The 25,750-nt window shown below is 32.6% G+C and carries 24 protein-coding genes; 6 read left to right on the forward strand and 18 right to left on the reverse strand.

Going from position 1 to position 25,750, the window contains the following annotated elements:
• Window positions 1–4: 4 nt before the first annotated feature.
• The 9 genes from gatE to KO361_04915 all read right to left on the reverse strand — a co-directional run bounded on the left by gatE (window position 5) and on the right by KO361_04915 (window position 8,461).
• Window positions 5–1,432, reverse strand: coding sequence for a Glu-tRNA(Gln) amidotransferase subunit GatE (gene gatE, locus KO361_04875; protein MCC7574898.1), 1,428 nt, complete (start codon window positions 1,430–1,432; stop codon window positions 5–7).
• Window positions 1,425–2,708, reverse strand: a complete 1,284-nt coding sequence (gatD, locus tag KO361_04880) for a Glu-tRNA(Gln) amidotransferase subunit GatD (GenBank protein ID MCC7574899.1) — start codon at window positions 2,706–2,708, stop codon at window positions 1,425–1,427. The genes gatE and gatD overlap by 8 nt, the downstream gene beginning before the upstream one ends.
• A gap of 302 nt (window positions 2,709–3,010) precedes the next feature.
• On the reverse strand, window positions 3,011–3,322 hold the full coding sequence (rpsJ, locus tag KO361_04885; protein ID MCC7574900.1) for a 30S ribosomal protein S10: 312 nt from the start codon (window positions 3,320–3,322) through the stop codon (window positions 3,011–3,013).
• A gap of 93 nt (window positions 3,323–3,415) precedes the next feature.
• Window positions 3,416–4,705: a translation elongation factor EF-1 subunit alpha gene (gene tuf / locus KO361_04890; GenBank protein ID MCC7574901.1), complete on the reverse strand. Its 1,290-nt coding sequence runs from the start codon at window positions 4,703–4,705 to the stop codon at window positions 3,416–3,418.
• Between the two features lie 144 nt (window positions 4,706–4,849).
• On the reverse strand, window positions 4,850–7,027 hold the full coding sequence (locus KO361_04895; GenBank protein ID MCC7574902.1) for an elongation factor EF-2: 2,178 nt from the start codon (window positions 7,025–7,027) through the stop codon (window positions 4,850–4,852).
• 35 nt (window positions 7,028–7,062) lie between these two features.
• Window positions 7,063–7,641, reverse strand: a complete 579-nt coding sequence (locus KO361_04900; GenBank protein ID MCC7574903.1) for a nucleoside-diphosphate kinase — start codon at window positions 7,639–7,641, stop codon at window positions 7,063–7,065.
• Between the two features lie 49 nt (window positions 7,642–7,690).
• A complete protein-coding gene (locus KO361_04905; protein MCC7574904.1) occupies window positions 7,691–7,885 on the reverse strand; it encodes a 50S ribosomal protein L24e in 195 nt (64 codons plus the stop codon).
• Window positions 7,886–7,895: 10 nt separating this feature from the next.
• On the reverse strand, window positions 7,896–8,144 hold the full coding sequence (locus tag KO361_04910; protein MCC7574905.1) for a 30S ribosomal protein S28e: 249 nt from the start codon (window positions 8,142–8,144) through the stop codon (window positions 7,896–7,898).
• Between the two features lie 11 nt (window positions 8,145–8,155).
• The gene (locus KO361_04915; GenBank protein MCC7574906.1) at window positions 8,156–8,461 is read right to left on the reverse strand and encodes a ribosomal L7Ae/L30e/S12e/Gadd45 family protein; all 306 of its coding nucleotides are present in this window, start codon (window positions 8,459–8,461) and stop codon (window positions 8,156–8,158) included.
• A 240-nt stretch (window positions 8,462–8,701) separates the two neighbouring features.
• Between KO361_04915 and KO361_04920 the strand changes: the two genes are divergently transcribed.
• A complete protein-coding gene (locus KO361_04920; GenBank protein ID MCC7574907.1) occupies window positions 8,702–9,178 on the forward strand; it encodes a hypothetical protein in 477 nt (158 codons plus the stop codon).
• Here the strand turns inward: KO361_04920 and tsaD are convergent, their stop codons facing one another.
• On the reverse strand, window positions 9,179–10,174 hold the full coding sequence (gene tsaD, locus KO361_04925; protein MCC7574908.1) for a tRNA (adenosine(37)-N6)-threonylcarbamoyltransferase complex transferase subunit TsaD: 996 nt from the start codon (window positions 10,172–10,174) through the stop codon (window positions 9,179–9,181).
• 54 nt (window positions 10,175–10,228) lie between these two features.
• On the opposite strand from tsaD, the gene KO361_04930 reads away from it, so the two are divergent.
• The 4 genes from KO361_04930 (at window position 10,229) to KO361_04945 (ending at window position 13,618) form a co-directional block, all read left to right on the forward strand.
• A complete protein-coding gene (locus KO361_04930) occupies window positions 10,229–11,446 on the forward strand; it encodes a hypothetical protein (protein MCC7574909.1) in 1,218 nt (405 codons plus the stop codon).
• 454 nt (window positions 11,447–11,900) lie between these two features.
• On the forward strand, window positions 11,901–12,440 hold the full coding sequence (locus KO361_04935; GenBank protein MCC7574910.1) for a hypothetical protein: 540 nt from the start codon (window positions 11,901–11,903) through the stop codon (window positions 12,438–12,440).
• Window positions 12,441–12,612: 172 nt separating this feature from the next.
• On the forward strand, window positions 12,613–12,810 hold the full coding sequence (locus KO361_04940; protein ID MCC7574911.1) for a hypothetical protein: 198 nt from the start codon (window positions 12,613–12,615) through the stop codon (window positions 12,808–12,810).
• A gap of 88 nt (window positions 12,811–12,898) precedes the next feature.
• The gene (locus KO361_04945) at window positions 12,899–13,618 is read left to right on the forward strand and encodes a metallophosphoesterase (GenBank protein ID MCC7574912.1); all 720 of its coding nucleotides are present in this window, start codon (window positions 12,899–12,901) and stop codon (window positions 13,616–13,618) included.
• A gap of 40 nt (window positions 13,619–13,658) precedes the next feature.
• Here KO361_04945 and KO361_04950 read toward each other — a convergent pair whose 3' ends face one another.
• Genes KO361_04950 through KO361_04960 form a run of 3 tightly spaced genes read right to left on the reverse strand, consistent with a single transcriptional unit; the run spans window position 13,659 to window position 15,874 of the window.
• Window positions 13,659–13,970: a hypothetical protein gene (locus KO361_04950; protein MCC7574913.1), complete on the reverse strand. Its 312-nt coding sequence runs from the start codon at window positions 13,968–13,970 to the stop codon at window positions 13,659–13,661.
• A 1-nt stretch (window position 13,971) separates the two neighbouring features.
• Window positions 13,972–15,126: a hypothetical protein gene (locus tag KO361_04955; protein ID MCC7574914.1), complete on the reverse strand. Its 1,155-nt coding sequence runs from the start codon at window positions 15,124–15,126 to the stop codon at window positions 13,972–13,974.
• A gap of 4 nt (window positions 15,127–15,130) precedes the next feature.
• The gene (locus KO361_04960) at window positions 15,131–15,874 is read right to left on the reverse strand and encodes a hypothetical protein (GenBank protein ID MCC7574915.1); all 744 of its coding nucleotides are present in this window, start codon (window positions 15,872–15,874) and stop codon (window positions 15,131–15,133) included.
• Between the two features lie 214 nt (window positions 15,875–16,088).
• Here KO361_04960 and KO361_04965 point away from each other — a divergent pair, with 214 nt between their 5' ends.
• Window positions 16,089–18,800: a DEAD/DEAH box helicase gene (locus KO361_04965; GenBank protein MCC7574916.1), complete on the forward strand. Its 2,712-nt coding sequence runs from the start codon at window positions 16,089–16,091 to the stop codon at window positions 18,798–18,800.
• A gap of 76 nt (window positions 18,801–18,876) precedes the next feature.
• Here the strand turns inward: KO361_04965 and KO361_04970 are convergent, their stop codons facing one another.
• The 5 genes from KO361_04970 to KO361_04990 form a co-directional block, all read right to left on the reverse strand.
• The gene (locus KO361_04970) at window positions 18,877–19,728 is read right to left on the reverse strand and encodes a tyrosine-type recombinase/integrase (GenBank protein MCC7574917.1); all 852 of its coding nucleotides are present in this window, start codon (window positions 19,726–19,728) and stop codon (window positions 18,877–18,879) included.
• A gap of 441 nt (window positions 19,729–20,169) precedes the next feature.
• Window positions 20,170–22,830, reverse strand: coding sequence for a DEAD/DEAH box helicase family protein (locus KO361_04975; protein MCC7574918.1), 2,661 nt, complete (start codon window positions 22,828–22,830; stop codon window positions 20,170–20,172).
• Between the two features lies 1 nt (window position 22,831).
• Window positions 22,832–23,410 carry a hypothetical protein gene (locus KO361_04980; protein MCC7574919.1) on the reverse strand — a complete coding sequence of 193 codons (579 nt, stop codon included), beginning with the start codon at window positions 23,408–23,410 and terminating at the stop codon, window positions 22,832–22,834.
• A gap of 1 nt (window position 23,411) precedes the next feature.
• Complete coding sequence (locus tag KO361_04985) at window positions 23,412–25,115, reverse strand: DNA methylase (protein MCC7574920.1); 1,704 nt, start codon at window positions 25,113–25,115, stop codon at window positions 23,412–23,414.
• A complete protein-coding gene (locus tag KO361_04990) occupies window positions 25,112–25,258 on the reverse strand; it encodes a hypothetical protein (protein ID MCC7574921.1) in 147 nt (48 codons plus the stop codon). Before KO361_04990 ends, KO361_04985 begins: the two co-directional genes overlap by 4 nt.
• Between the last annotated feature and the right edge of the window lie 492 nt (window positions 25,259–25,750).

A 25,750-nucleotide genomic window follows, 5' to 3' on the forward strand; every position in this document is an offset into this window, starting at 1 on the left:
AAAACTAATTACTAAATTCTTTATCAAGAAGCTCCTTAACTTTCTTACCATCAGCCCTACCCTTCAAAGAAGCCATGACTTTACCCATTAATAAACCAAGAGGCGCACCTTTATTATCCTTAAGAGTCTTCCTAATAACCCCCCTTATTTCCTCATCACTAATCTGATGATACTTAGATAAATCAAGATTATTATTTAAAGCATCACCCAAGATGTCCTGCACAGAAGAATAAGCAATTCTATTATCAGAAAAAGCTTTTAATATTTTATCAAAATGCTCAGGACTCAAAGACTTATTAGCTTTTTTCTCCGCACTAGGAACTTGAGATAAAAAGAAATCAGCAATGTTAGTAGGAGAAAAAGTAGAAGACTCAAACCTAGAACAAACACTCTCAAAATCCAAATCAGACTTAGACTCTTTCTTCACAACTTTAACAGCTAAATCCCTACTAAGATTAAAAGAAGTCTGATAACGATTAACTTTTTCATCAATAGTCTCAGGAATCTCAAACAAAACATCCTTCAAAATAACAGACTCAACATCAGTTTCAGGATACATACGATCCGCACCAGGCATAGGCCTAAGAAAAGACGTAGACCCATCCGGTTCAGCCTTCCTAACCTCTTTTCCCACTTTTTTACCTTTACTCAACAAATCAACATGGCGCTGAACCTCATTATTAACAACAAAAGGAATCTTCCTTATATCCTGAAAACCCTTAATTTCGACTCGCTCACCACCTTTAATAGAGATGTTAACATCCTGCCTAATACTACCAATACCACGCATACAATTATCCAAACTACGAAGAATCATACCAAGATGAGACGCAACATCCTTACACTCATCAGAAGAACTAATATCAGGAGCAGTCGCAATCTCAATCAAAGGAATACCCAGCCTAGAAATATTATATTCATCACGAGTACTAGAACGACTAATAATCTGAGCCGCCTCTTCCTCCAAACAAAGAGTTTCAATCCTAAACTTCTTCTTATTAACCTCAATGAAACCATCATAACCAATAAGAGCAGTCCTTTGAAAACCAGAAACATTAGAACCATCAATCACGGTTTTACGCATAAACTGAACCTTATCAACCAAACGCATATTCAACAACTTAGCCACAACAACCGCTGATTTTAACGCATCAAAATTAACAGAATGAGGGGGCTCCTCATCCAACTCCACCAAACAAGAACAATCATTAAAACCATGATAAACAAATTCTTTAGACTTCTGAGTCTCAAAAAAAGCAGCCTTATCAACACCACCAAACTCCCCTGCACTAGCCCTTAAACGCCTCACAAACCTAAAATCAGACTCACCCTTCTTAATAACAGTAGGACAACTACAAAAAAGCTTTTTACCACTTAACTGCTGATGAATCTCCAAGCCACACTTAAAACCCAATTCCTTAAAATTAATCATCAAAACCACCAATTAATCTATTAACACATTCACCAACGAAATCCTTATCATACAAATCTTTAATCTCTTCTTTCTTAAAATTACTAAGCAACCACGCAACCTTAATATAAGCAGTCTCAGGAGACAAAGCAAAATCATGACCAAGAACCCCTAATTCTTTCAATTTACGCCCATGAGAATAAACATTAAGATTAACCCTGCCATTAATTGTTTGAGTAACCATAACCAAAACAACGCATTTACTCAACAAACTAAGCTTATTAAAAATCTTCTTATTAATCCTAGTATTATCATCAAATTCACCAATAGGAAAATGACCAAGACCCGTACCCTCAAGAACCAAAGCATCAAACTTCTTATAAACATCAAACTCCTCAGGCCTCAAACCAGGCCTAGCCCTAATCCAACCAACCTTAATCTTATCATTAAACAAAAACAACTCGAACTTATCCCTAGAAACCACTGGCTCAAAAAACATAACTATTTTACGAGACTCAAAATTAACCCTAGCAACAGGCAACGCATTAACAGCTTTAAACGCGTCTCGCTTACTAGAATGCAACTTCCTAACATTAACACCCCTAAAAACAAAAGAATCAGGATCATCCAAAGAAGAATGCATACAAACAAAGACCCCACTAAAAGATTTCTCAGAAATAAAATGAACAGCATTCAACAAATTAGAATAAGCATCCGAACTAGGACGATCACTACTACGCTGAGAACCCACAACTAAAACAGGAACAGGAATATTAGGAAGCATAAAAGAAAGAGCCGCACTAGTATAATGCAAAGTATCAGTACCATGCGTCAATATTATACCTTTAAGCTTAGGATATTTCTTAACAGAATCAAAAATTTTCTTAGCAATCAAATTATAATGAGAAAAATTCAAATCATCACTAGGCATATTACTAATAAGCTCGCTACCAATCCTATGATTCTTTTTCAACTCAGGATACAACCCTAACAAGTCCTCAGGAGAAACCAAAGAAGTAACAGCGCCAGTAGAATAATCAACCCTGCTAGCAATAGTACCACCAGTATGAAGAATCAAAATATCAGGCTTAGACTCCAAAATACAAGTCTTACTAAGAACCCTAGGCGAATCACTCAGCTTCTTAAAAGACCTTATATTCTTCAAAAAAATACCCTCATTATAACCCGAACTAAGCTTTAAAAAAACAGAATCATCATCCTTAGAAACAAGAACTCCCTTCCTAACAATACCATCAACAAGAACAAATTCGTATTTAGCACCAATAACTAATCTCATACAACAAAGAAATAAACTTCGTTTATATAAATATTACTAAGAAAAATAAAAAAAAGAATTAATCCTAAAAAGAATTAAGAATCAAGCATCTCAATCTCAATATTCAAACCCTCACCACCAGTACCCCCGTGGACGCGCTACTAGCATAGGGCACATACTCACGCAAAGCTTTCGTAGGTTTCAAGACAAGCTTGAAACTAAAGCCCTATACCCTAATCCAAACACCACACTAAAATAATACAAAAACAACTCTAAACTAAGAAAAATAAAAAAATAAAAAAAAGAATTAATTCCAAAAAGAATTAAGAATCAAGCATCTCAATCTCAATATTCAAACCCTCAGGAATAGGAACCCTCATGATTAAACGAAGAGCACGCTCATCCACGCCCAAATCAATCAAGCGCTTATGAACACGCATCTCGTACCTATCCCAAGTAGCTGTACCATCACCACAAGGACTCTTCCTAGTAGTCAAACGAAGCTTCTTAGTAGGCATAGGAATAGGACCTTTAATAACAACTCCTGTTTTCTCCGCTATACCTTGAATGTACTCACAAGTAGCATTAATCTTCGAAATGTCTGTGCTTGCTAATTTTACTCTTGCTCTCTGCATCTTCTTACCATCCACATAATCCATAATGAAAAACTTTTTTCGCCATGAAAAAAAATAATGAAAATAAAAAAAAAAAAAAAAAAAAAATTATAATTAAACTTTCTTAACTATTTCAATACACATACCAGCCGCGACTGTTGAACCAGAATCCCTAATAGCGAATCTAGCCAATTTAGGATTAACCTTGGTATTCTCAATCACTAATTTTTGAACTGGTCTAAGTGTAACAATAGCCGCGTCACCATTCTTGATGAAATCAGGATTTTCCTGTAAAACTTCACCAGTAGCAGGATTAAGCTTCTTATCAATATTAACAAATTGACAAGCAACCTGAGCTGTGTGAATGTGAAACACAGGCGTGTAACCTTTAGTAATAACACTTGGATGATTCAAAACAACGATTTGAGCTTTGAATTCTTCCACAACAGGAGGAACATCAGCAGCGTCACCGATAACATCTCCCCTAGCAATGTCTTTTTTACCGAAGCCACGCACGTTGATACCAACGTTGTCACCAGGATAAGCTTCCCTGTGTTGTTCATGATGCATCTCGATACTCTTAACTTCACCAGGAACCCCTTTACCTTCTCTTCCAGGTACCGCAATAACTTTTTGACCAACTTTCATAATACCTGTTTCTATTTTACCAACTGGAACAACACCAATACCCGTGATGTTATAAACATCCTGAATTGGCATCCTCATAGGTAAATCAGTAGGTTTTTCTGGTGGATTCAAATTATTAACAGCTTCAAGTAATGTTGGACCTTTATACCAAGACATGTTCTCTGATTTCTTAACAATGTTTTCACCTTTAAGAGCAGAAACAGCTAAGAATTGAACGTTTTCAGGTTTGAAACCAACACTCTTAATTAACTTAGTTACTTCTTCTTTAACAGCATTCCATCTTTCTTCTTTGTAATCAACACCAGAGATGTCCATCTTATTAATAGAAACTATTAATTGACCAACACCAAGTGTTTTTGATAAGAAAACGTGTTCTTTAGTCTGAGCGTTAACACCATCGTTAGCCGCAACAGATAAAACAGCTGCATCAGCTTGAGAAGCACCAGTAATCATGTTCTTAACGAAGTCTCTGTGCCCCGGAGCATCAATAATTGTGAAATCATACTTATCAGTAACGAATTTCTTATGAGCCAAGTCAATAGTAACTCCTCTTTCTCTTTCTTCTTTCAAAGAATCCATTGCGAAAGCGAATTCGAAACCAGCCTTACCAAGTTCTTGAGCTTTCTCTTTAAGCTTCCTCATGGTTTGTTCATCAATATTACCTGAATCAAACAATAACCTACCTACAGAAGTAGATTTACCATGATCTACGTGTCCTATGAATACCAAGTTCATATGAATTTTATCTTTTGCCATTTTTAGTTTCCTCCCGAAATCTTTTTTTTACATTAATTGTTTTTTTAAGCAAATAAGTGCTTAAACGCTTATCACCTATACTCATGGGAATGGTAAGCGATTTATAAAACTTTTGAAAAAAAATAAATAAAAAAAAAGTTGTTATTACTCGTTATTCTCCTCTTTTTTCAAGCCTTTACGTTCACGAATTCTTTGAACAATTTTACCCTGAAGCTCATCAGGCAAACGCTCAAAAGTCTGATCAACAAGGAAAGAACTACCTCTACCCCCAGTTGCGCCTCTAAGATCAGAAGCTAACCCAAACATTTCAGCAACAGGCAATTTACCCATAACTGTGACGGTGTTACCTTCTTGAGTCATATCTAATAATTGACCACGCTTATTCTGAATAAGCTTAGATATTTCACCCATGTACTCAGACGGACCTTCAAAAGACATTAACTGAACAGGCTCAAACAAGATAGGCTTAGCCATACTCATAGAACCACGAATACCTTCTCTAATCGCAGGATACATCTGCGCAGGACCACGATGAATCGCGTCTTCATGAAGCTTCACATCATCAAGAATAACCTTAACGTTAGTACAAGGCTCCCTCACAAGAGGACCATTGTTCATAACGTCTTCAAACATATCCATAACCATTTCAATGATTTCCCCGATGTGAACAATACCACGAGTACCATCAATTAACAAGTTACCTTTGTATATATCCCTAACATTCCTCGAAGTCTTAGTATCCATACCTGCTTCTTGAAGAGCTTGCCAAACCTCAGCAGAATCCTTCTTCTTAATCCTACCCTGAGGAATCTTACCTTCTTTAATCGCGTCAGCAATTTCTTTCTCCAAAGGCTCAACCTTAAAATAAAGCTTGTTATGCTTATTCGGAGACTTACCCTCAAAAGTTTCATCAACCCCTTTAGTAATAGTTTCCCTATACACAACTATTGGAGGACTAGATGTTAAATCCACGCCTTTCTCTTTTTTAATCCTATTCTCAATAACTTCTAAGTGCAATTCACCCATACCATGCATTAAATGCTCACCAGTTTCCTGATTAATCTCAATCACGATAGAAGGATCCTCCTTAGAAACCTGAACCAATACATCAATAAGCTTAGGTAAATCACTAGGCTTCTTAGCCTCGATAGCCTTCGTGATTACAGGTTCAAAAATATAACTAATAGCTTCAAAAGGCTCAGCTTCCCCTGTGAAAACAGTTTCACCAGGGTACGCATTCTTTAAACCACCAACACCAACAATATTACCCGCAGTTACGTAATCAACGATTTCTTTCTTAGCACCGTTATAAACATAGACTTGCTGAACCCTAACCTCAGTGCCTTGCTTAGCCAACTTAACAGTGTCACCTTTCTTAATAGTACCTGAGAACATACGACCAGTACAAATCTCACCTGCTTGAGGATCAATAACTACTTTAGTAACAACGAACATAGTATTACCCTTAGTGTTACAAGCTAACAAGTCCTTACCAACAGGACTCTCTAAGTCACCATGCCAAATCTTAGGAATCCTATAAGACTGAGAAAAAACAGGACTAGGATGATGCTTAATAACCGCGTCAAGAATAATTTCGTGAAGCGGAGCCTTCTTTTTTAATTCATCAGCACTATCAGATTCATACGCATTAATAATGTCAGCGAAAGTAATTCCTTTACGCTTCATGTAAGAAATACTAAGAGCCCAATTATGAAACGCAGAACCAAAACAAACACTACCATCCTGCACGTTAGTTTGCCACTTCTCACCATACTCTTTCTCAGCAATTTGCCTAATTAATCTATTAACATTAGTAATAATCTTAACGAATCTTTCCTGCATAGCTTCAGGAGTAAGTTTTAATTCTTTGATTAAACGATCAACTTTGTTAATAAAAAGAATAGGCTTAACCCTCTCCTTCAAAGCTTGTCTAAGAACAGTTTCAGTTTGAGGCATAATACCCTCAACTGCGCAACAAACAACTATGCAACCATCAACAGCCCTCATAGCCCTAGTAACGTCCCCTCCGAAGTCAACGTGACCAGGCGTATCAATAAGATTAATCAAATAATCTTCACCATTATACGTGTGAACCATAGAAACAGCGGCGGAATCAATAGTGATACCACGCTCTTGCTCATCCTCATGAAAATCAAGCTGTAAAGCCTTACCAGCTAAGTCCTCAGACATCATACCCGCACCTAATAAAAGATTATCAGAGAAAGTAGTCTTTCCATGATCAATGTGCGCCGCGATAGCGATATTCCTAATCTTCTTCTCGTTGTTCATCAACCCTTTTACTCTATCAACCATTTTTGCCATAAATATTCACCTATTAAAACTCCAAATTTTTTTATTTATTTATTACCCTTCCTATAAAGAAGAGCCTCATCAATCCTTGTCCAGGAATGAATTTCATCATCATTAAACCATAATTTAATTTCACGCTCAGCTTCATGAACTTCACCAGAAGCATGAATCAAATTCTGAATCGGCCTCTTACTATTATCAGCTAACTGATAAGTATCAAAACTAAAATCACCCCTGATAGTACCAGGAGCCGCGTCACCAGGACTTGTAGCCCCAACTACTTTACGAACATGAGCAACAGCGTTATGTCCCTCAAGAACAAGAGCAACAATAGGACTCATAGTTAAAAAATCAATTAATTGATTCCTAACAATTAAACCGATGTCTCGCTCAGCAGTATCAATAATTATACCTTTCTTAGCATAAGACTCCTTCTGCTTCTTACCAACAGTAACAAGCCATTCCTCATCCGCTACGTAATGATTACCCGCCAATTCCTCATTAGGATAAACCATCTTCATAGCTATAATTTTTAAACCACACCTCTCAAATCTAGAGATGAACTCACCAACTAATCCTCTTTGAACCCCGTCAGGCTTCACTAAAACCAATGTTTTCTGAATCATAAAAACTTCCTCCTCCTCACATTAAAAATAAAAAAAAAATAAAAAAAAATTATTGCTTAGTACCCTTCTTAACAGAGTGATACTCCTCAGTCCACTTAGTAGTCCTAGACTTACGCTTAAGCTTAAACATATTCTTCTCACACTTAGAGGAACAAAAATCAAAAAGTTTACCATCATTCTTAACGAACTTCTTACCTGTTCCCTTAGGTATGGATTCTTTGCAAAAATCGCATTTAGTAGCCATAATTAATCACCTAGTTATTACCCCTACCAGCCTTATTAAGAGGTCTGGCTTCTATCTCAGTTTCCCTAAGCATTAAGATATCACCTTTCTGCACAGGACCTTTAACGTTTCTTCTTAAGATTTTGTTCTTATCTCTTCCTTCAAGTATCTTACACCTGACCTGAATAGCTTCACCCCTAGAACCCGTTCTGCCAACAATTTCTTCAACGCTAGCAGGAACAGCAGGTGAAAAAGATATTCCTTTTGATTCTTCAGCCATTTTCAGATACCTCACTCAAACTCCTTTAACAAATCCTTAGCTTCCCCAGCTTCAACAATAGCAACAGCCACTGTACCAACAGGTAAACCCGCAGCAGCCCCTAGCTCCGCCCTAGAAGGAACCTCTACGCAAGGAACCTTTTTTTCTTTACAAATCATAGGTAAATGCATAACTATTTCCTTAGGAGATACATCACCTGCAAATAAAACAAGCTTAGCTTTTCCCTTCTCAACTACTTTAGTTACTTCATTAACACCTTTTTTTATTTTACCTGACTTATTAGCCAGTTCAACTGCTTGATACGCTTTTTCCGACATTTTTTTATACCTCCAAAAATTGGTAAGAGAGACGCGAATACACGAATAAACGTTAAAAAAAATAAGAAGCGTTTACCTCTCTCAGCACTTAACAAGTGCCTCATTAATCATTGGTAAACACAGGAAAACCATGACCCTTTATAAAATTTAGCAAAAAAATTAGAATAAAAAAACGCGCGAAGTTTTCAAAACCTTTAAATAAAAGAAAAAAACATGTAACATCATAAAAAGAGGTAAGTCATGAAAAAGAAGAAAGGACAAGCAGCGATAGAATTCTTAACAACTTATAGTTGGGCCATAATGGGAATACTAATAACCATAGGCGCTCTTACTTATTTTGATATTTTTAATACGAACAGATTCGTAACTGAGAGATGCGACACAGGTGCACAAATATCGTGCGTAGAAGCAGCGCTAACAGAGGAAGGAGTTTTCTTAATGAGATTAACAAATAATCATCCTGTAAGCATAACCATCACGAGCCTCAATCTTAGAAGTGAAGGAATAAATCAAGCATTCACGTTAACTGAAGAAATAGATCGAGGCGCAACAAAAATAGTAAGCGTCCCAATAAGCGGATTCGCACCTACGAGGAACAGAGAACTCATAGACTTAGACCTAAGTTATAGAAGAACCACAGGAACCAGAGAATATAACGTTTCGGGTTCAGTCGTTGTAAGACCAATATCCGCGGAAATATTCACCCCGACGCCTTAATTAATCTCTGTAATTAATTATTACTTCATCAGTTCTCTGATAAGGATTAATACTTGATTCATTAAACAAGTCACGTTTCTCAAAAGAATAAATAAGAACCCCTGTTAAAGCAATCATAGCCGCGTTATCAACCAAGAACTGATTCTCAACCACGAAGCTCTTCGCCCCTCTTTCATCGCACATAAGCCTAACCATTTCCTGAAGACGCTTATTACACGCAACGCCTCCACCAAGAATAACTTGTTTCTTATCCGTGTGAGCCAAAGCCCTCTCAGTTACTTCTGTGAGCATAGCGAAAACAGTTTCTTGAACCGAGAAACAAATATCCTCAACAGAATACTTATTTTCTTTTATTTTATGCTTCAAATTCGTTAATAAACCACCAAGAGAAATATCCATTCCTTTAACAGTGTAAGGTAACTTAATGTACTTGCCTTTCTTAGCTAACCCCTCTATCTTAGGACCAGCAGGAAAACCTAAACCAAGAACTCTACCAAGAGAATCCAAGAAATTACCAACCCCTATATCTAAGGTTTCACCAAATACTCTGTACTTCTTAGCTTCATACCCAATTATTTGAGTGTTAGCACCTGACGCGTATAAAAGAATAGGATCTTCAGCGCCAGTCATTATCCTACCAACTTCTAAGTGAGCAATACAATGATTAACAGGAATCAAAGGCTTTTTTAATCTTAAAGATAAAGTCCTAGCAAAAAAAGCACCAATCCTTAAAGAATGACCAATACCAGGACTAGCAGAAAACGCGATTAAATCAACATCCTCAATAGGAATGTTTGCTTTAGTTAAAGCGTTAATAAAAACTTCATCAAAAATCCTGACGTGATGATCAGCTACCTCCGCGGGAATCATACCTCCTTCTTCGGTTGAGAACGCTTTTTTTTCATTGCACAAAACTTTTTTTCCACGAACAATACTAACCCCGAAGGTATGAGCCGTGGTTTCAATACCTAAACAAACAAGGTTATCAAGTTCCATTCGCAAAGGAGATTTAATAACTTTTATTAATTTAATTATTATTCTTTTAAAAAAATGAAGATTCCTAATTCTTTAAGATTCACAGGTAAAGACCCAGGCATAGTAGGTTCTGAGAAGCAAAAATTATTAGATGAATTAAGAAAGAAACTAGAAGAAGAAGGACATAAATCAATAATAACTGATTCTTTAATGGGACAAGTACCTAATTTATTAATAGGAAGTTATGGGTACCCTAATGTTAATACTGGCTTCTTAGCCAGTGATTCTTTAAAAGAAGAAGACAATCCTAAGAACTGGGTTTCAAACAAAGACATAAGTATAAAAGACATAATATTAATGAGGCAGAGTCTTACTAATTCAAGATTCACAACTGACGTAAAAAATAATAATAAATTCTCTGATAACTTAAAAGAAGTAAGTCTTAGTAGTAAAGCGTTAGACGCAGAAATATTCTTTGATGGAAAAACAACTAAGGAATTTAGTTTAAACAAAGATACTTTGCCTCACGGACCCGTTGGTGCTTTAAAAAAATTAGATGTTCTTGAGAATCCTAGAATTCCTTTTCACGTACAAAGAGCAGAGTCAGATATTGATTTAAAAGCTAACGAAGCAGTTACTATTCTTAACAAAAAAGGAATAGATGAACATTTTCTTACTAAAATAATCAGTGCAGGAAATTTAGGTGTTAAGATTCAAAGAAAAATAGTTCCAACTAAGTGGTCTATAACTTTGGTTGATGATTCTTTAGGAAAGAATTACATAAATAAAATAAAGGATTTTGAGAATCACGATTATTGTTTCTTTGAAGGATCTTATTTAGGAAATTATTATTTTTGTTTAATATTCCCCGGGCCTTGGAGTTTTGAATTGTTTGAAACGTACGTGGGAAATCTTAATAATTCAAGTAATTATGAAAGTGCTAGTGATTATGAAAGTCCTTTCGGAAGAAAGAGTTACGCGTTTAATACTAGTGGAGGATATTATGCTTCTAGACTCGCTGTTCTTGAATATTTTTTAAAGAAAAAAATGAAGGGCAGAGTATTAATGTTTAGGTTCATAACTGAGGAGTATTGGGCTCCTTTAGGGGTGTGGGTTGTTCGCGAAGCGTCTAGGAACGCTTTTAAATCAAATCCTTTGTTTTTTGAAGAAAAAAGCAAAATGTTGAATCATGTATTTGTAAAAGCTTTAAAGAGTTTTAAGATAAACGTTAATCATTTGTATAGACAGAGTAAATTGGTTAAGGATTTGGCAGAGCAAAAAACCCTGACCTAGAAACAACAAAAAACATTGATTAATACGATTGAAAAAAACAACAGACTTCTTTTTATCCTTTTTTTGTCCATCACATTCGTTTTATCTTTATAAAAAGTGGCGTTTTTATATATTTAGTGTTTTTCACCACAAAGTTTTTAATATGTTCTTCATTACTGTAATAGTCTGCTTTACATTTCGTGCTTAAAGAAGCACGTTAAAAATACGAGCCAGAAATGAGTTAACCGAAAAAATCACGGATAACCAAACAAAAACTTTATATATTCATAAAGGCAGGAACCTAGAGGTATGCGATAACCAATAAAGGATAACAGTGAAAAGATCCCAAAGGTCTTTTTTCTAAGCAAGAACGTTAAGATTCAAAGGTAAAAATTACTTTAGACCTTTTAATCCAACAATCCCGTCCTTTAAATAAAAGAGGCTTAGCGACAAAAAAGCAGAAAACAAGAGAAAAATGAACAAAAAAAACGAGAACTTACTAAAAAAAGTCGTGGTTGAACTAGTATCTGAAGACGCTTTACCAATAGTAAATTATCTAAAAGGAAAAACTCGTATCTCCGAATTCGTAATCGCTGAGGAATTAGAAATAGAGATACATAAAACAAGATTCTTACTTTACAAATTATTAGATCATAACATAGTTTCATTCATTAGAAAAAAAGACAAAATAAAAGGATGGTACATTTGTTACTGGGACTTAAACGAAGACATGCTTCCTTATCTAAATGAAAAAATAAAAGAAGAACAACTCGATAAATTAACAGAAAGATTAGAAAGAGAAGAAAGAAATCAATTCTACATGTGCAGAAGCGCGTGCGCAAGAATGGACTTTGATAAAGCAGTAGGATTCAACTTTAAATGCCCAGAATGCGGAGAAATAATGAATCATCAAGATAATCAAAGAACAATAATTTTCTTAAGAGAAAGAATACAAGAACTAGAATCAGATCCTGACATTCAAAGAAAAAGAAGCAGAGCATCATTCAAAATATGAACAACACATATCCTTCTAAAAAAAAACTATTTTACCTAAATAAAAATTATAAATAAACAATCCAAAAAAAATTTGAGGTGAACAAATGGCAAAAAAGAAATCAAGCAAAGGAAAAAAAGAAATCAACATAAATCTTAGTTATGATGATGACATAAAAAAAGAATGTAAAAATATTAATTGGAACAAACACGTAACATGCACAACTAGTAATGGATGCGGAGGAGCATTTTATTTTCTAGGATTCTTAGGCGCAGCTATATATTACGTGTCACAAGCCACAGGTTTCTGGGCAGGCGTACTAGGAATATTAAAAGCATTAGTTTGGCCAGCATTCTTAGTGTTTGAATTACTAACATTCATAGGATTGTAAATAATTTTTTTATTTTTTTATTTAATAACTTTTTTTCTTATTAGTTATAAAACAAAAATATAAAACTCGTAAAGAAACACTACTTAATATGAAATTAAAAAAAGATTTGGAAATAATAGGAAAATCCTTGTTTATAACAAACAAGAAAATACTTATTTTATCAGATCTACACATAGGACAAGATGAATCAATGAATGCTAACGGATTCTTAGTACCTAGGTTTCAATACGATGACTTGTTTAAAGAAACACAACAAATAATAAGAAAAACAAAACCAAAAATAATAATTCTGAACGGAGACATAAAACACGAGTTTTCAGGAATACTACGAGAAGAATGGAAACGCGTAAAAGAATACATTGATTATTTACAAAGAAAAAGCGAAGTAATACTCATTAAAGGAAATCACGACTCAATACTAAAACCATTAGCAGAAAAACAAGGAATACAAATGGTTAATCATTATTTAATAAATAATTTGTTCGTGTGTCACGGAGACAAAATAATAAAGAATAATGATTACAAAAAAAGCAAAACAATAATCATAGGTCATGAACACCCCGCGGTGACTCTGAGAGAAGGTGTAAGAACAGAAAAATATAGATGCTTCTTGATAGGAAAATACGAAGATAAAGAATTAGTAGTTATGCCCGCTATGAATCCATCAAGTGAAGGATCAGACATCTTAAATCAAAAACCGTTAAGTCCTTATCTTAAAGGAAATAAGGAATTAAAAAAATTCAAAGTAATAATAATAGAAGAAAATCAAACATATGACTTTGGAAAACTAGAAGATTTAGAAGAATAAAATTCGATTAACGCATTTATAAATTCTATTTCGAAAATTTTCACATATAATCTTCTTTTAATGTTTTTAAAATTTTCTTAATCCTGCTTTCAATTTTCTTTTTTGAAAAAGCAATATGATCTTCATCATACATACCATATTCACATATTAAAGAAACATTTCCTAAAGCTTCCAACATGATTTTTGACAATATTTCATTAGATGAAAGTTGAGAATAACTAAGTAAACCTGAATATTGCTCATCTATCTTTTTTGCTTTTTCTTTAATTTCATCACTATTAGGATTATTAATAAAAGAAGAAAAAACTAAAATAAGTTCTTTTTTTAAATCCATTATTTCTTTATCTTCCATTTTATTTCAATATTTTTTTAATGTAATCAGGCAGCATTAAATCAGCCATGGCGGCATCATAACCATTAATTGGAATTTTATCTTTTCTATCATAAGACCTCCAATGTGCTGTCCCACCAGGACCTTCATGCATATGTAATTGAACACCTGATACAGGAAAATCTCTAATTGTTAAATTAGGATTAAAACCAGATAAATTATTATCTTCATTATTTAAAAAGTTTGTTGTGTAATCAGGCATTTTTAGTTTAGGTTTGAAATTAATACCAATATTCTTCAAAACATAATCATCATTTATATAATTTAAACCAGAATAATCATTAACAGACTTCGGCTTATTCAAATCATCAAAAACACTCTTATACTTACTTAAAGGCTCATCTTTCTCAAACAAATAATTATTCACACTAAAATTATTAACACTCTTCCAAGAATTAAGATTATTAAGAGCATCAAATCCACTTTTATTCAACAAATCAAAATCAACATTAGGCCTATAATCGCCTAAATTAAAATAATCAAACTTCTTTTCTGGTTTATCAAAATCTAAATTTAACATAGGTGTAAAATTATTAACTGAATCTAATTGATTCACCGTATCAATGTAGCTCGGCAATTTAAATTCTGAATCAATAGATGAAGATACATCCTCTAATTTCTTAGCAAAACTAGTAAGTAAATAATCTTCTACTTTAGGTGATTTTAATTCAGGTCCATTTTGTAAATCAAACAATTTTGTTTGTAATGAGCCTGATTGTACACCTAGAATTTTTTCATAACTTGCAGTTTTTATTATTGTATCAAACTCTAAAGGTTTAGGTATAAAATCTGTTAAAGATTTTTTTTCAGAAACTATATCATTCCATAAAAAATCTGAATTCATACTAGCCGAAGTTTGAGGCACTACAGGATCTGGTTTGTTTAAATTAAATTGAAAATTATTTGTTACTTCCCGATAACTAGGTTCTGAAAAATTTGAAGCTATCGAACCTGATGCTCTTTCTAGTTTGTTTTTAAAAGCAGAATCTAAACTATCATGTAAGTTTTTATTTATATTATCGTAATAATCATTTCTGTGCATTAAAGGTTGAGGATTTGTTAAACCAAAATTTGGTTGCACTTGTACGTTAATATTCGTATTAATACTCCCAGTCATTTTTTTACCTTTTAATTATGTTTTCAGCTTTTTTGTAATAATTAACAAAATCTCCAAAATTTTTTTGCACATCTTGTTTTTGATAATTTCTCGTTTCAAATAGTAATTCTTCAGCCTTAGATCTAGGACAATTAATTAAATCATTAAATATTATAGGCGCTTGTTTTTTTTCGTATCTTTTTGCAGAAGCATAATAACTCAAAGCGTAATTCAACTGATTTATTGCTTTATCAAAATTAGAAGATTTGATATTTGGTTCTTGTTGTTTTAAAATTGTTCTTTTTATTTCTTCAAAGTTTATATCATTATTTACTTTTTCTAATAATAATTCATATTTTATTTGAACTATCAATTGCTCTGTTTGAATCAGACTTTCTACACTTCTTTTCTTTATATAATCTATAGCCGTACTATTTGGTTTGTTATTTAACAAATAATTTTTTGAGTATTGTTCAATTTCTCTATTTCCTTTTATTGTGTAACCTGTAAGTATTGGTTCCGTAAAATCAATATCCCACAGCTGTACTTTACAATACACCTCTTGCAATGATACTTGATTTATATCAAATAATTGTTTATTCCTATAATTAATTGTTTTTTCTTTAGGAGGTTTATCATATATTATGAATAAATCTATATCTCTTGCTTTTTCAAGTTTTTTTGTAGATGAACCATATTTTAAAGCACTAAGCATAACTGAATCCTTTGAAATTATGTTTTCCCAATCATCATTAGTTAAAACACTCATATATCTATCCAGTTAATATGATTCGAACTTGTTAAAAAGCCTCACTCATAAAATTTCGAAAGATTTCCGAGAACAAATAAAAGAAACCAACAAATTTCCGAGAACTCGACGAAAAGAAAAAAAAACCACTAGTCAATTCTAGGTAATGTTTTTAAAATCCTCTTAATTCCTTTATATGTAGGAGCCTCATTCTAAAAAATCCTATTTAAAAAAAATGAGCAACAAAATAATTACCCAAACAAAGAAGTACAAAGATGAAGAAATCCTAAACTTGTTCAATCCACTAATGAAGAAGTGGTGGACAAATACTTTCAAAGAATTTTCACCCCCACAAAAATATTCAATAATGAACATACATAATAGAGAAAACACGTTAGTATCAAGCCCTACGGGTTCAGGAAAAACACTGAGCGCGTTCGCCGCGATAATAAACGAGTTAACCTCTTTAATATTAAATCATAAATTAGAAGATAAAGTGTACTGCATATACATAAGTCCACTAAAAGCACTTGGTAACGACATAGAAAAAAATCTTAATGACCCTTTAAAACAAATAAATACTATATTCGAAGAAAAAACAAAAAAGAAATTAGGCATAAGAGTAGGAGTGAGAACAGGAGATACTAGCGCCGCGGACAAAGCAAAAATGCTAAGAAAACCACCTCACATATTAATTACTACGCCTGAGTCTTTCGCGATTATGCTTACAACTACTAAGTTCAGAGAAAAATTAGCAAGCGCTGAATGGGTAATAGTAGATGAAGTTCATTCTTTAGCAGATAATAAAAGAGGAACACATCTAAGCATAAGCTTAGAAAGAATGGCCGCGACGAACGAGTTCTGCAGAATAGGATTAAGCGCCACTGTTTCCCCACTAGATGAAGTCGCAAAGTTCTTAGTTGGATACGAAGACCCTGATAAAGACATTAATAGGCCTTGCAAAATAATAGATGTTAATTACTTAAAAAAATTAGACTTAAAAGTTCTCAGCCCAGTTAAGAGCTTAATTAATTCTTCTTTTCAAGAAATACACAATTCTACTTATAGAATAATGAACGACTTAATACAAAATCATAGAACCACTCTTATTTTTACAAATACCAGGAGCGCGACTGAACGCGTAGTTCACCAATTAAAAGATAAATATCCTGATACTTACATGAAAATAAAAGAAGTAGAAGCAGAACCAATAGAAGAAAAAGAAGATTACGAAAATGGAGACTCAGAAGAAATAAGAAAAGACACTTCTTACATAGGCGCGCATCACGGCTCATTAAGTCAAGAATTAAGATTAAACATAGAGAACCGATTAAAAAATGGAGAATTAAAAGCTGTAGTTTCTTCAACTTCCTTAGAGCTAGGAATAGACATAGGATACATAGACTTAGTAATACTAATGGGAAGTCCTAAGAGTGTGGCTCGCGCTTTGCAAAGAATAGGCCGATCAGGACACAAATTAGATGATGAATCAAAAGGAAGAATAGTCGCGATGGACCGAGATGACTTAGTTGAGTGTTCAGTTTTATTAAAAGCAGCTATTGATAAAAAAATAGACAAAATACAAGTTCCAAGAAATGTTTACGACGTGTTAGCCCAACAATTATTTGGATTAGCACTAGAAGACAGAATAAAAGTAAAAGACGCATACGCAATAATAAAAAAGAGTTATTCTTACAAAGATCTTAAGCGAGAAGACTTCCAAGAAGTAATAAAGTATTTGTCAGGCGAATACGCGTCATTAGAAGATAGAAACGTTTACGCAAAGATTTGGTACGATGAAGAAACAGGCGAAATGGGAAAAAAAGGAAAATTAGCCCGCGTACTATACATGACTAACGTAGGAACCATACCTGATGAAACAAACGTGAAAGTAAAAATAGGAAAACAATTCATAGGAAGCATAGCCGAGCCATTCCTTGAAAGATTAAAAAGAGGAGACGTATTCGTATTAGGCGGACAAACATATGAATACAAGTACGCACAAGGAATGACTGCTTTCGTAAGCACAAGCATAAATAGGCCTCCAACAGTTCCTAGTTGGTTCTCAGAGATGCTACCTTTAAGCTTTGACTTAGCAATGGAGATACAAAAATTTAGAAGATACCTAGAAGAACTTTTTGCGTCAAAAACAAAAAAAGAAGAAATAATGCAATTCATACACGATTATTTATACGTAGATGAATACGGCGCGGAAAGCATCTACGAATACTTATGGGAACAATACAACTATGCAGAGATACCACATGACAAAAAAATCGTGGTGGAACACTACGACGACGCAAAAAACAAATACATAATATTCCACACATTATACGGAAGAAGAACAAACGACGTGTTAAGCAGAGCCCTAGGATTCGTAGTAAGCAAAATGACGGGTAAAGACGTAGAAATAAACATAACAGATAACGGATTCTACTTATTAGTTCCAAGAAGCAGAAACATACAAGTATCAAGAGCATTCTCAATGCTAAAAGAAGACAACTTACGAGACATAATGAAACACGCACTAGACAAAACAGAAGTACTAGGAAGAAGATTCAGACACTGCGCGGCTCGCTCATTAATGATACTAAGAAACTACAGAGGAAGAAATAAAAGCGTATCAAGACAACAACTAAACTCCCGATTATTAATAAGCGCAGTAAAAAGAATAAGCAACGACTTCATAATATTAAGAGAAGCAAGACGCGAAGTACTAGAAGACTTAATGGACATAAAACACGCAGAACAAATACTAAAAGAAATAGAAAACCAAAAAATAGAAATAAAAGAAATCCACACAGAAATACCAAGCCCATTCGCATTCAACCTAATAAGCATGGGCTACACAGACATCATGAAAATGGAAGACAAACAAACATTCCTAAAAAACATGCACAACCAAGTACTAGCAAAAATCAGCCTAAACAAAAATAAACAAAAATAAAAACTTTGATTTACACAATCTTATTTTTCTTCACGAATTTAAACGAGCCACTCAAAAAAAAAAAAATGAATAATAACTAAAAATCATCAAGAGGACTCTTAATCTTACAAAGCTCACGATTAGAAACCTTAGTATAAATCTCAGTAGTAGAAACATCGCTATGACCTAACAATTTCTGAATAAACCTAATATCTGTACCTTGTTCCAATAAATGTGTAGCAAAACTATGACGAAGCATATGCGGATGAACCTTAACACCTATTTTTTTACCCAACTCATCAAGAACCTTCTGAACAGCCTTCTTCGTGTATTTTCCATTACGACCTTCAAAAACATAATTTGTTTTGAATTCGTAAGTAGAATAATATTTTAACAAATCCATTTTGATAGATTCGGAAAGCAAAGTAATCCTATCCTTAGAACCCTTACCACGAACAACATTAATAATGTCACGATCAAAATCAATATTTTTACGCTTCAAATCAATCAACTCCTGCAACCTTAATCCAGAAGAATAAAGCATTTTCACCAACAACTTATGTTTAATGTTATCCGTAGCGTTAATCAAATCCTTAATTTGCTCCTTAGACAAAACCTTCGGCAAACTCTTAGCTTTCTTTTTTATAGGAACCTCTTCCAAAGAAAAAGGTTTTTTCAAAACTTCGCGAAAAAAGAAACTAATCGAAGCGTAATGCAAACGACTGGAATTAGTAGAAACATCCAAACTAAGCAAATAATACTTAACACCCTCATTGTCAAGATTAAGTGAACTTTTGTTTTTGTTGATGAAATCTAAGAAACGCGAAACACAAAAACTGTACGTCTTAATAGTTTGAGAACTAAATCCTTTCAAGACGCAGACATCCCTAAGATCAGACAAATATTTCTTTTTTGTTTCAAAATAATCCTCGCCAAAAGTATAATTCATTTTAGAACAAAAGAAAAACAAACATCTTAAAAATGACTCTCACCAAAAATCCGGAAAAATAAAACAAAAAAAAACCCCAGAAACCGGAAAAAACGATTAAATCAAAGCTTAATTTAATTAAAACAAAACCTTAAACAACACCCACTAACATCTATTCAGCTCTACAAAGTAGACATAATAGATGTTAGCCAAAATTTTCTTACTGCCTCCTCCGTCGGTAAACCTACGAATCCAAAAAGATAGGTGCCTTCGTTAAATCGAGAAAGAGAAAACGGTTTTTCAATAGCAAAGCTACTAAACCTAACAATGATTTAACGACTACATTTCATTCCGTCCAAATTTTTACTTACTTTAAACGGACGAGAGAGGGGGCTGGTGCTACGCACATATACACTCCCTACAGTCGAAAGTTAATAAACAAGGAGGTGAGGAAAACTCAAATTATTTCTGAATCTTTAAATCTTCTTCCATTCTATCTCCAAAAACATTCGGATCATTCTGATTATAAAATGGCAATCCAATTATCTTAAAATCTTTATTTTCGTAGTAACTATCTAAACCTTCTATTTTGAATTTTTTTCTCATATCTAATAAAAATTCTTCTTTCCAAGCATCTTTTTCTTTAAAGCCCTCTCCTTTTGGTTCAACAAATATCTGATACCCTACTTCTTTTTTTGTATTATTCTCTGTTAAGAATAAAATAAAATCTGGTTCAAAAACCCTACCTTTTTTAAAATCATAAAGCTTAACTTCTCGTTCATTTCTAATCAAAAATATATTTTTGTGTGTTTTAGATAATTGCCTTATTTTAGTATCCATAAACTCTACTAAACTTTTTTCTTCAGGGGTTCCAAAGTTAGATTCAAAAACATACCAATCTTTATCCTTCAAAAATTCTTCTTGTCCTTGCTCTCTTGAACTTCCCTTCTTTATTTCTAATGTTTTTTCTCGAATAGTTTCCTTAATTTTATATTTTGGATAGAATTTATGGGATCCTTTATAAATTGATGAATTTTGTTTTATTTCTTCTTCCAATTGATTTAATAGGCTAATAATAGCATCCAAAAAATCTTGATTAGATATGTTTTCCAAATTTTGCTTAGTTCCATTAAAATCAATCCTTAGATTTGAAAATAAATTTTTATTCTGAATAAAATCATTCATTGAATTCAATGATGGCAAGAATTCACTTAAACTTTCAAAAGTGAAAAATTTGTTTTTTGATAAAGCTTTTTTTATCAAATGTGGGCTATATTTATTTATTTCTTGTATATAAAAAGTTTTAATTTCTGTCTTAACTATGCCATTTTCTTTTTTTTCTTCAAAAGCTGTTTCTTCTTTTACTCTTCCTGTGACTAAAGAAAAGGTTATATTTTTTTTAGAAACACCTAATTCATCAATGTTGCATATTTTTGAAAAATCAACTTCATATTTGTCATTTGCATAAATGTTTCCATATTTATATAACGATTCTTGCTTAAATTTATCCTTTAATTTAAGTTTTTTCTTAACAGTATCTCCTTCATCCAACCAACCTTGGCTTTTTAGTGTTTGTGTTATTTCTGAGATATATCTTGATTTTTCTCCAGGATGACAATGATAATGAACTTCTTCTAATATTCTTAAATCATTATCTAAATCACTATCAAATTTTCTCTTATCTTTTTGCATTTCTTTAAAATTAAATGGGCAATATCTTGCACCCCTCCCGATTAATTGTGCTTCTTGAATCGTAGTTTTTCCCGGTTTTCTCTTATTGGTTCCTCCCATTGTTTGACCAGTATATAACCTTACAATATCAAATAAATTTAAAACATCCCATCCTTCTGTTAATTTATTAACTGTGAAAATCACCCTTATATTATTACCTTCATTTTCTAAAGAATTTAAAACATCCTGCTGATTTAATATTTCAACAACATCCTTTTCTTTTATTGTTTTTTTATCTAAATCTTCTTCGTTTGTTAGAAGACTTTTTTCTTTAGAAAAAGATTTTTTTAGAAGTGATATCAATTGATTATCTGAGATATTCTCTCTTTTGAAAAAAGAAAATATTGTCTTTATTAATTCATTATTGCTTCTATTCTCTTTAATTTTTTTAATGTCTTCGTTATTTAGATTATTAATAATTTCTCTAAATTCGAAAAAATTGTTTTTACTTTCTTCAATTGTATTTTTCGATTTAAATAATATTACAGGTTTAAAATTTGTCAAATCTTTTATTTTGCTTTTGATTGCTACTTGCCTTCTATATTCATTTAAAATTATTGCCTGCAATATCCTTTCCTTTTTGTTAAAATCACTTTCTAATAATTTTATCTCTTTTGAGTAACCATTTTTTCTAAATTCTTCTAAATCATAACGATATAATATTTTATCCTTATATTTATTGCGAACATATTGATTATCTATTTCTACTGTTGCAGTAAATTCTAAAAGAAGATTTCTTGAATTTTTATTTAACGCCTTAATAACGGTTCCTTCCCAGTTTTCTTTTTCTTCATCTTCCTGTGTTTTTGTGGATACATTTAAATGATGTGCTTCATCAGCAATAAAAACCGTTTTATTATTTTCAAAATCTTCAAAAGTTAATGAATTTTCTTTTAATGTACATAAATCTCCATGAAATTTTTGGATTGTTGTAAAGAAAATATTAATATTTTTACTAGATGTTGCTACTAAATCATTTGTTTCCTTGATTTTTACTTTTTCATTATCGACTTCAATATTTTGACCAAATAGATATTTTTCATTTAGATCATCTAAAAAATTTTTCTTTGTTTTTTCAATTATATTCTTCGAATTAACAAAAAATACAAAATTTCTATAACCTTTTTTATAGAGGTTTAGAATTAGCCCAGCCATTATTAGGGTTTTTCCAGAACCAGTCGCCATATTAAATAAAATATGTTTCGGCCATTTTTCATCTTTTTCATAATAATAGAAAAATCTTCTAAATGCTTCTTTTTGATACTTTCTAAGATTAAACTTTGGATTAATATTTTCTCTAATCTCTTGTGGCATTTCAGGATATTTCTCTTCCAAAATTCCTTCCTCTGACAGAATATTATATGTTTCATAGAGGACTTTATTTTCCACCATCTTAATCTTCCTCACCAATTAATTTATTTTTCAACGAAATAAGATCATCAAGTTGTCTAATTATTACATCATACTTCGGATAGTGAACTTTTTTCCCTTTTAATACAGTTCCAGTTTCTCTAAATTCAGCAATTTTAACAAATTTTTCCTTAGTCAACCAGCCAATAAGATAAAGTCTTTTAGTATCATTTTTATTGTATAATTTTGAAAAAACATAAATTTCGATTGGCCTTTTTATTTGATCAGATGTCACTTCACATCTCCAGTCATCTTGAGGATTATAGAATATTTCTTGCGTTTTTACATCAATTATAATATTTTTTATTAAAAAGTCCCCTTGATCTGGTGAACCGGCTATTTTTTCTCCTAAATATTCTCCCTTTATATTTTCTTCTTCACACCATTTTTTAAAAATAAATTCTCCAACATATCCTATGGCAATTTTTTCGATTCTTTCAGATTCGCTAAGCCTAATGTCTCTCTTATATTCTGTTTTAATCCTTTCTTTGGCCATCTCTATTGCTTTATCCCACATCTCACTGTCGCATTCTACAATATATGAACCACTAATAGATGCCATTTTACCTACCTTTGTAAAAAAGTTTATTCAACTCTTTATCTTCTTTTGAAACTTTATATTGAGAATCTTCAATTTCTGTTAAATTGACATATAGTTGATTTTTATCCAACATCTCAACAAGTTTTTTCTTTTGCTCTGCCAAACTTAATTTTTCAAAATCTCCTTTATTGTCATTAAATTTCTTAATATTAACATCATAATTTAAGAAATAGTTCACACACATTTCTTCCCATATTTTGAGAAGATACACTGTATTTTTTGCATCTTGGATCTTATCAATAGCTTCTTGATTGCATTTTAAAAGTTCGCAAAACACATAAGGAATATCTCCAAATCTTTTCTTTAATATTTTTTGAGTATTTTCCAGTTGTTCCACTAAAATAAATTGCCTTTTTAATTGATTTGCCATATATCCTGTTGTTCCTGCTCCAGCAAAAAAGTCTAAAACTATATCTCCTTCGTTGGAAGATGATTCGATAATTCTCTGCATTAATTTATAGGGTTTTTCTGTTAAATAACCAGTTCTTTTTCTTCCATCAGAACGTATTCTTGCAGCAACAGCTATCTTTAACCAATCATCATTATCAAAATTTTCATTTTCTTTGTAGATTTGTTCAATCTCTTGCAAAAGCTCATCTTTATTTTTATAATACCACCAATCCTCGGGAATTTTTCCTTTTGATGTATAAGATTCACTGACATCAGAAGTCATTTCATTATTAAAGCCGCCAACATGAACCTCTGATTTAATCTTTATTTTTTCACCATTAAATGTCCATGTATCCCCTTTTCTATACCATAAAATAGTATCATGCTTTCGATTAAATTGCCTCATTTTGGGAGAACCTGGCCCAGTATAACACCAAATAATTTCATTAATAAGATGATCCCTTCCAAAGATATCATCTAAGAGTAATTTACAGTAATGGGACTCATGCCAATCCAAATGAACAAAAATAGTCCCATCGTCTGTTAACAATTCTTTTGCCACTTCTAGCCTATTCTTCATAAAAGTTAACCAGGTTGAGTGGGAAAACTTATCATTATATGCAAAACTATCTAGTTCCGTATTATATGGTGGATCTAAATATATTATCTTAATTTTTCCACTAAATTCTTTTTTTAATGAATGTAATGTTAAAAGATTGTTACCCTTAATTATCAGATTGTCTTTAATGGTTCCCTTTCCATCTCTATTAAAATCTTTAACTTTTTCTTCTCCTTTTGCAGTAAATCTATTAAAATTTGTTAAAACTTTTGGATCTTCTAATCTATCAATTTCATCTTTATCTAAAATCTCATTAAAGAATATCTCATTTCTATCCTCTTCTTCTTTAGTCATTCCACCTTCTAAAATACAATCTTTAAATGGCCAAACGAGAGCAACTTCTTCCCTTATCTTCATAAATTTATTTGATATTGTTAATCCAATTTTTTGAGAAAATTGAGTATAAGAACTTCCAAGGAGATTTTTTTCCATTGAATCTACAAATTTGTTAATATCAAAAACATATAAATCTTTGATTTTCTTAAAGAAAAAATCGATAAACTCTTTCTCTGAACTTAATAATTCTATTAATTTCTCATCCAATTGATATGCTTTGTTAATAACTTCTCCTTTAATTAAATTATCTCCTTCATCAATAAAGCGTTTATCCTCTCTTAATTTCTTTTCTAATCTTTGATAAAATCCATTTTTTGTCATTGTGATTTCGCCCCCTCTCTAAGTTGTTTTTCTATCATGATTTCAAATTGACGAGAAACTATTAATCCTTTCTTCTTGCAGTATTCTCTATACTTATCATATAAGTCTGAATTGACTTTAAGAGTAATGTTTTTTGTATTCATATTCCCCACCTAATAAGCAAATGCTAACACATATTTATAAATATTACTATTACTATGTTCTTTTTCAGAAAAAGAACCAAAAGCCCCCTCTCTCGTCCTAACGGACATATTGTCTGCTACGCAGTAATTGATATTAAAGTAAGTAAAAACTACGGCACCTATCTGATTCTTCGGCAGTAAGAAAACTCTGCGCTCCACTTCGTTCCGCTTGGGGACGCTGCGCTTTCGTCGCTACGCTCCTCACCCTCGGCTAACAGGAATTTAACGGTTCGGGGCTCGGCTCGCCCCTCTCCCAAATCGTTTAATGTTCTCCGCTTCGCTCCGAACTTAAACGACTTCGTTAAATTCCGATGTTATATTCAATCGTCATATCAATTTACTAAAACTAAACGGGGGGAGCCGTCGCGTCCTTCGGACATATAGTCTCGCCTTCGGCTCGCAGAAAAACTTCTCTTAACCGACCAACGAAAACGGAAACCAAATTTTCTGCGG

It is taken from the genome of Candidatus Woesearchaeota archaeon (assembly GCA_020854775.1).
In the GTDB taxonomy this organism is placed as follows: Archaea; Nanobdellota; Nanobdellia; order Woesearchaeales; family 21-14-0-10-32-9; genus 21-14-0-10-32-9.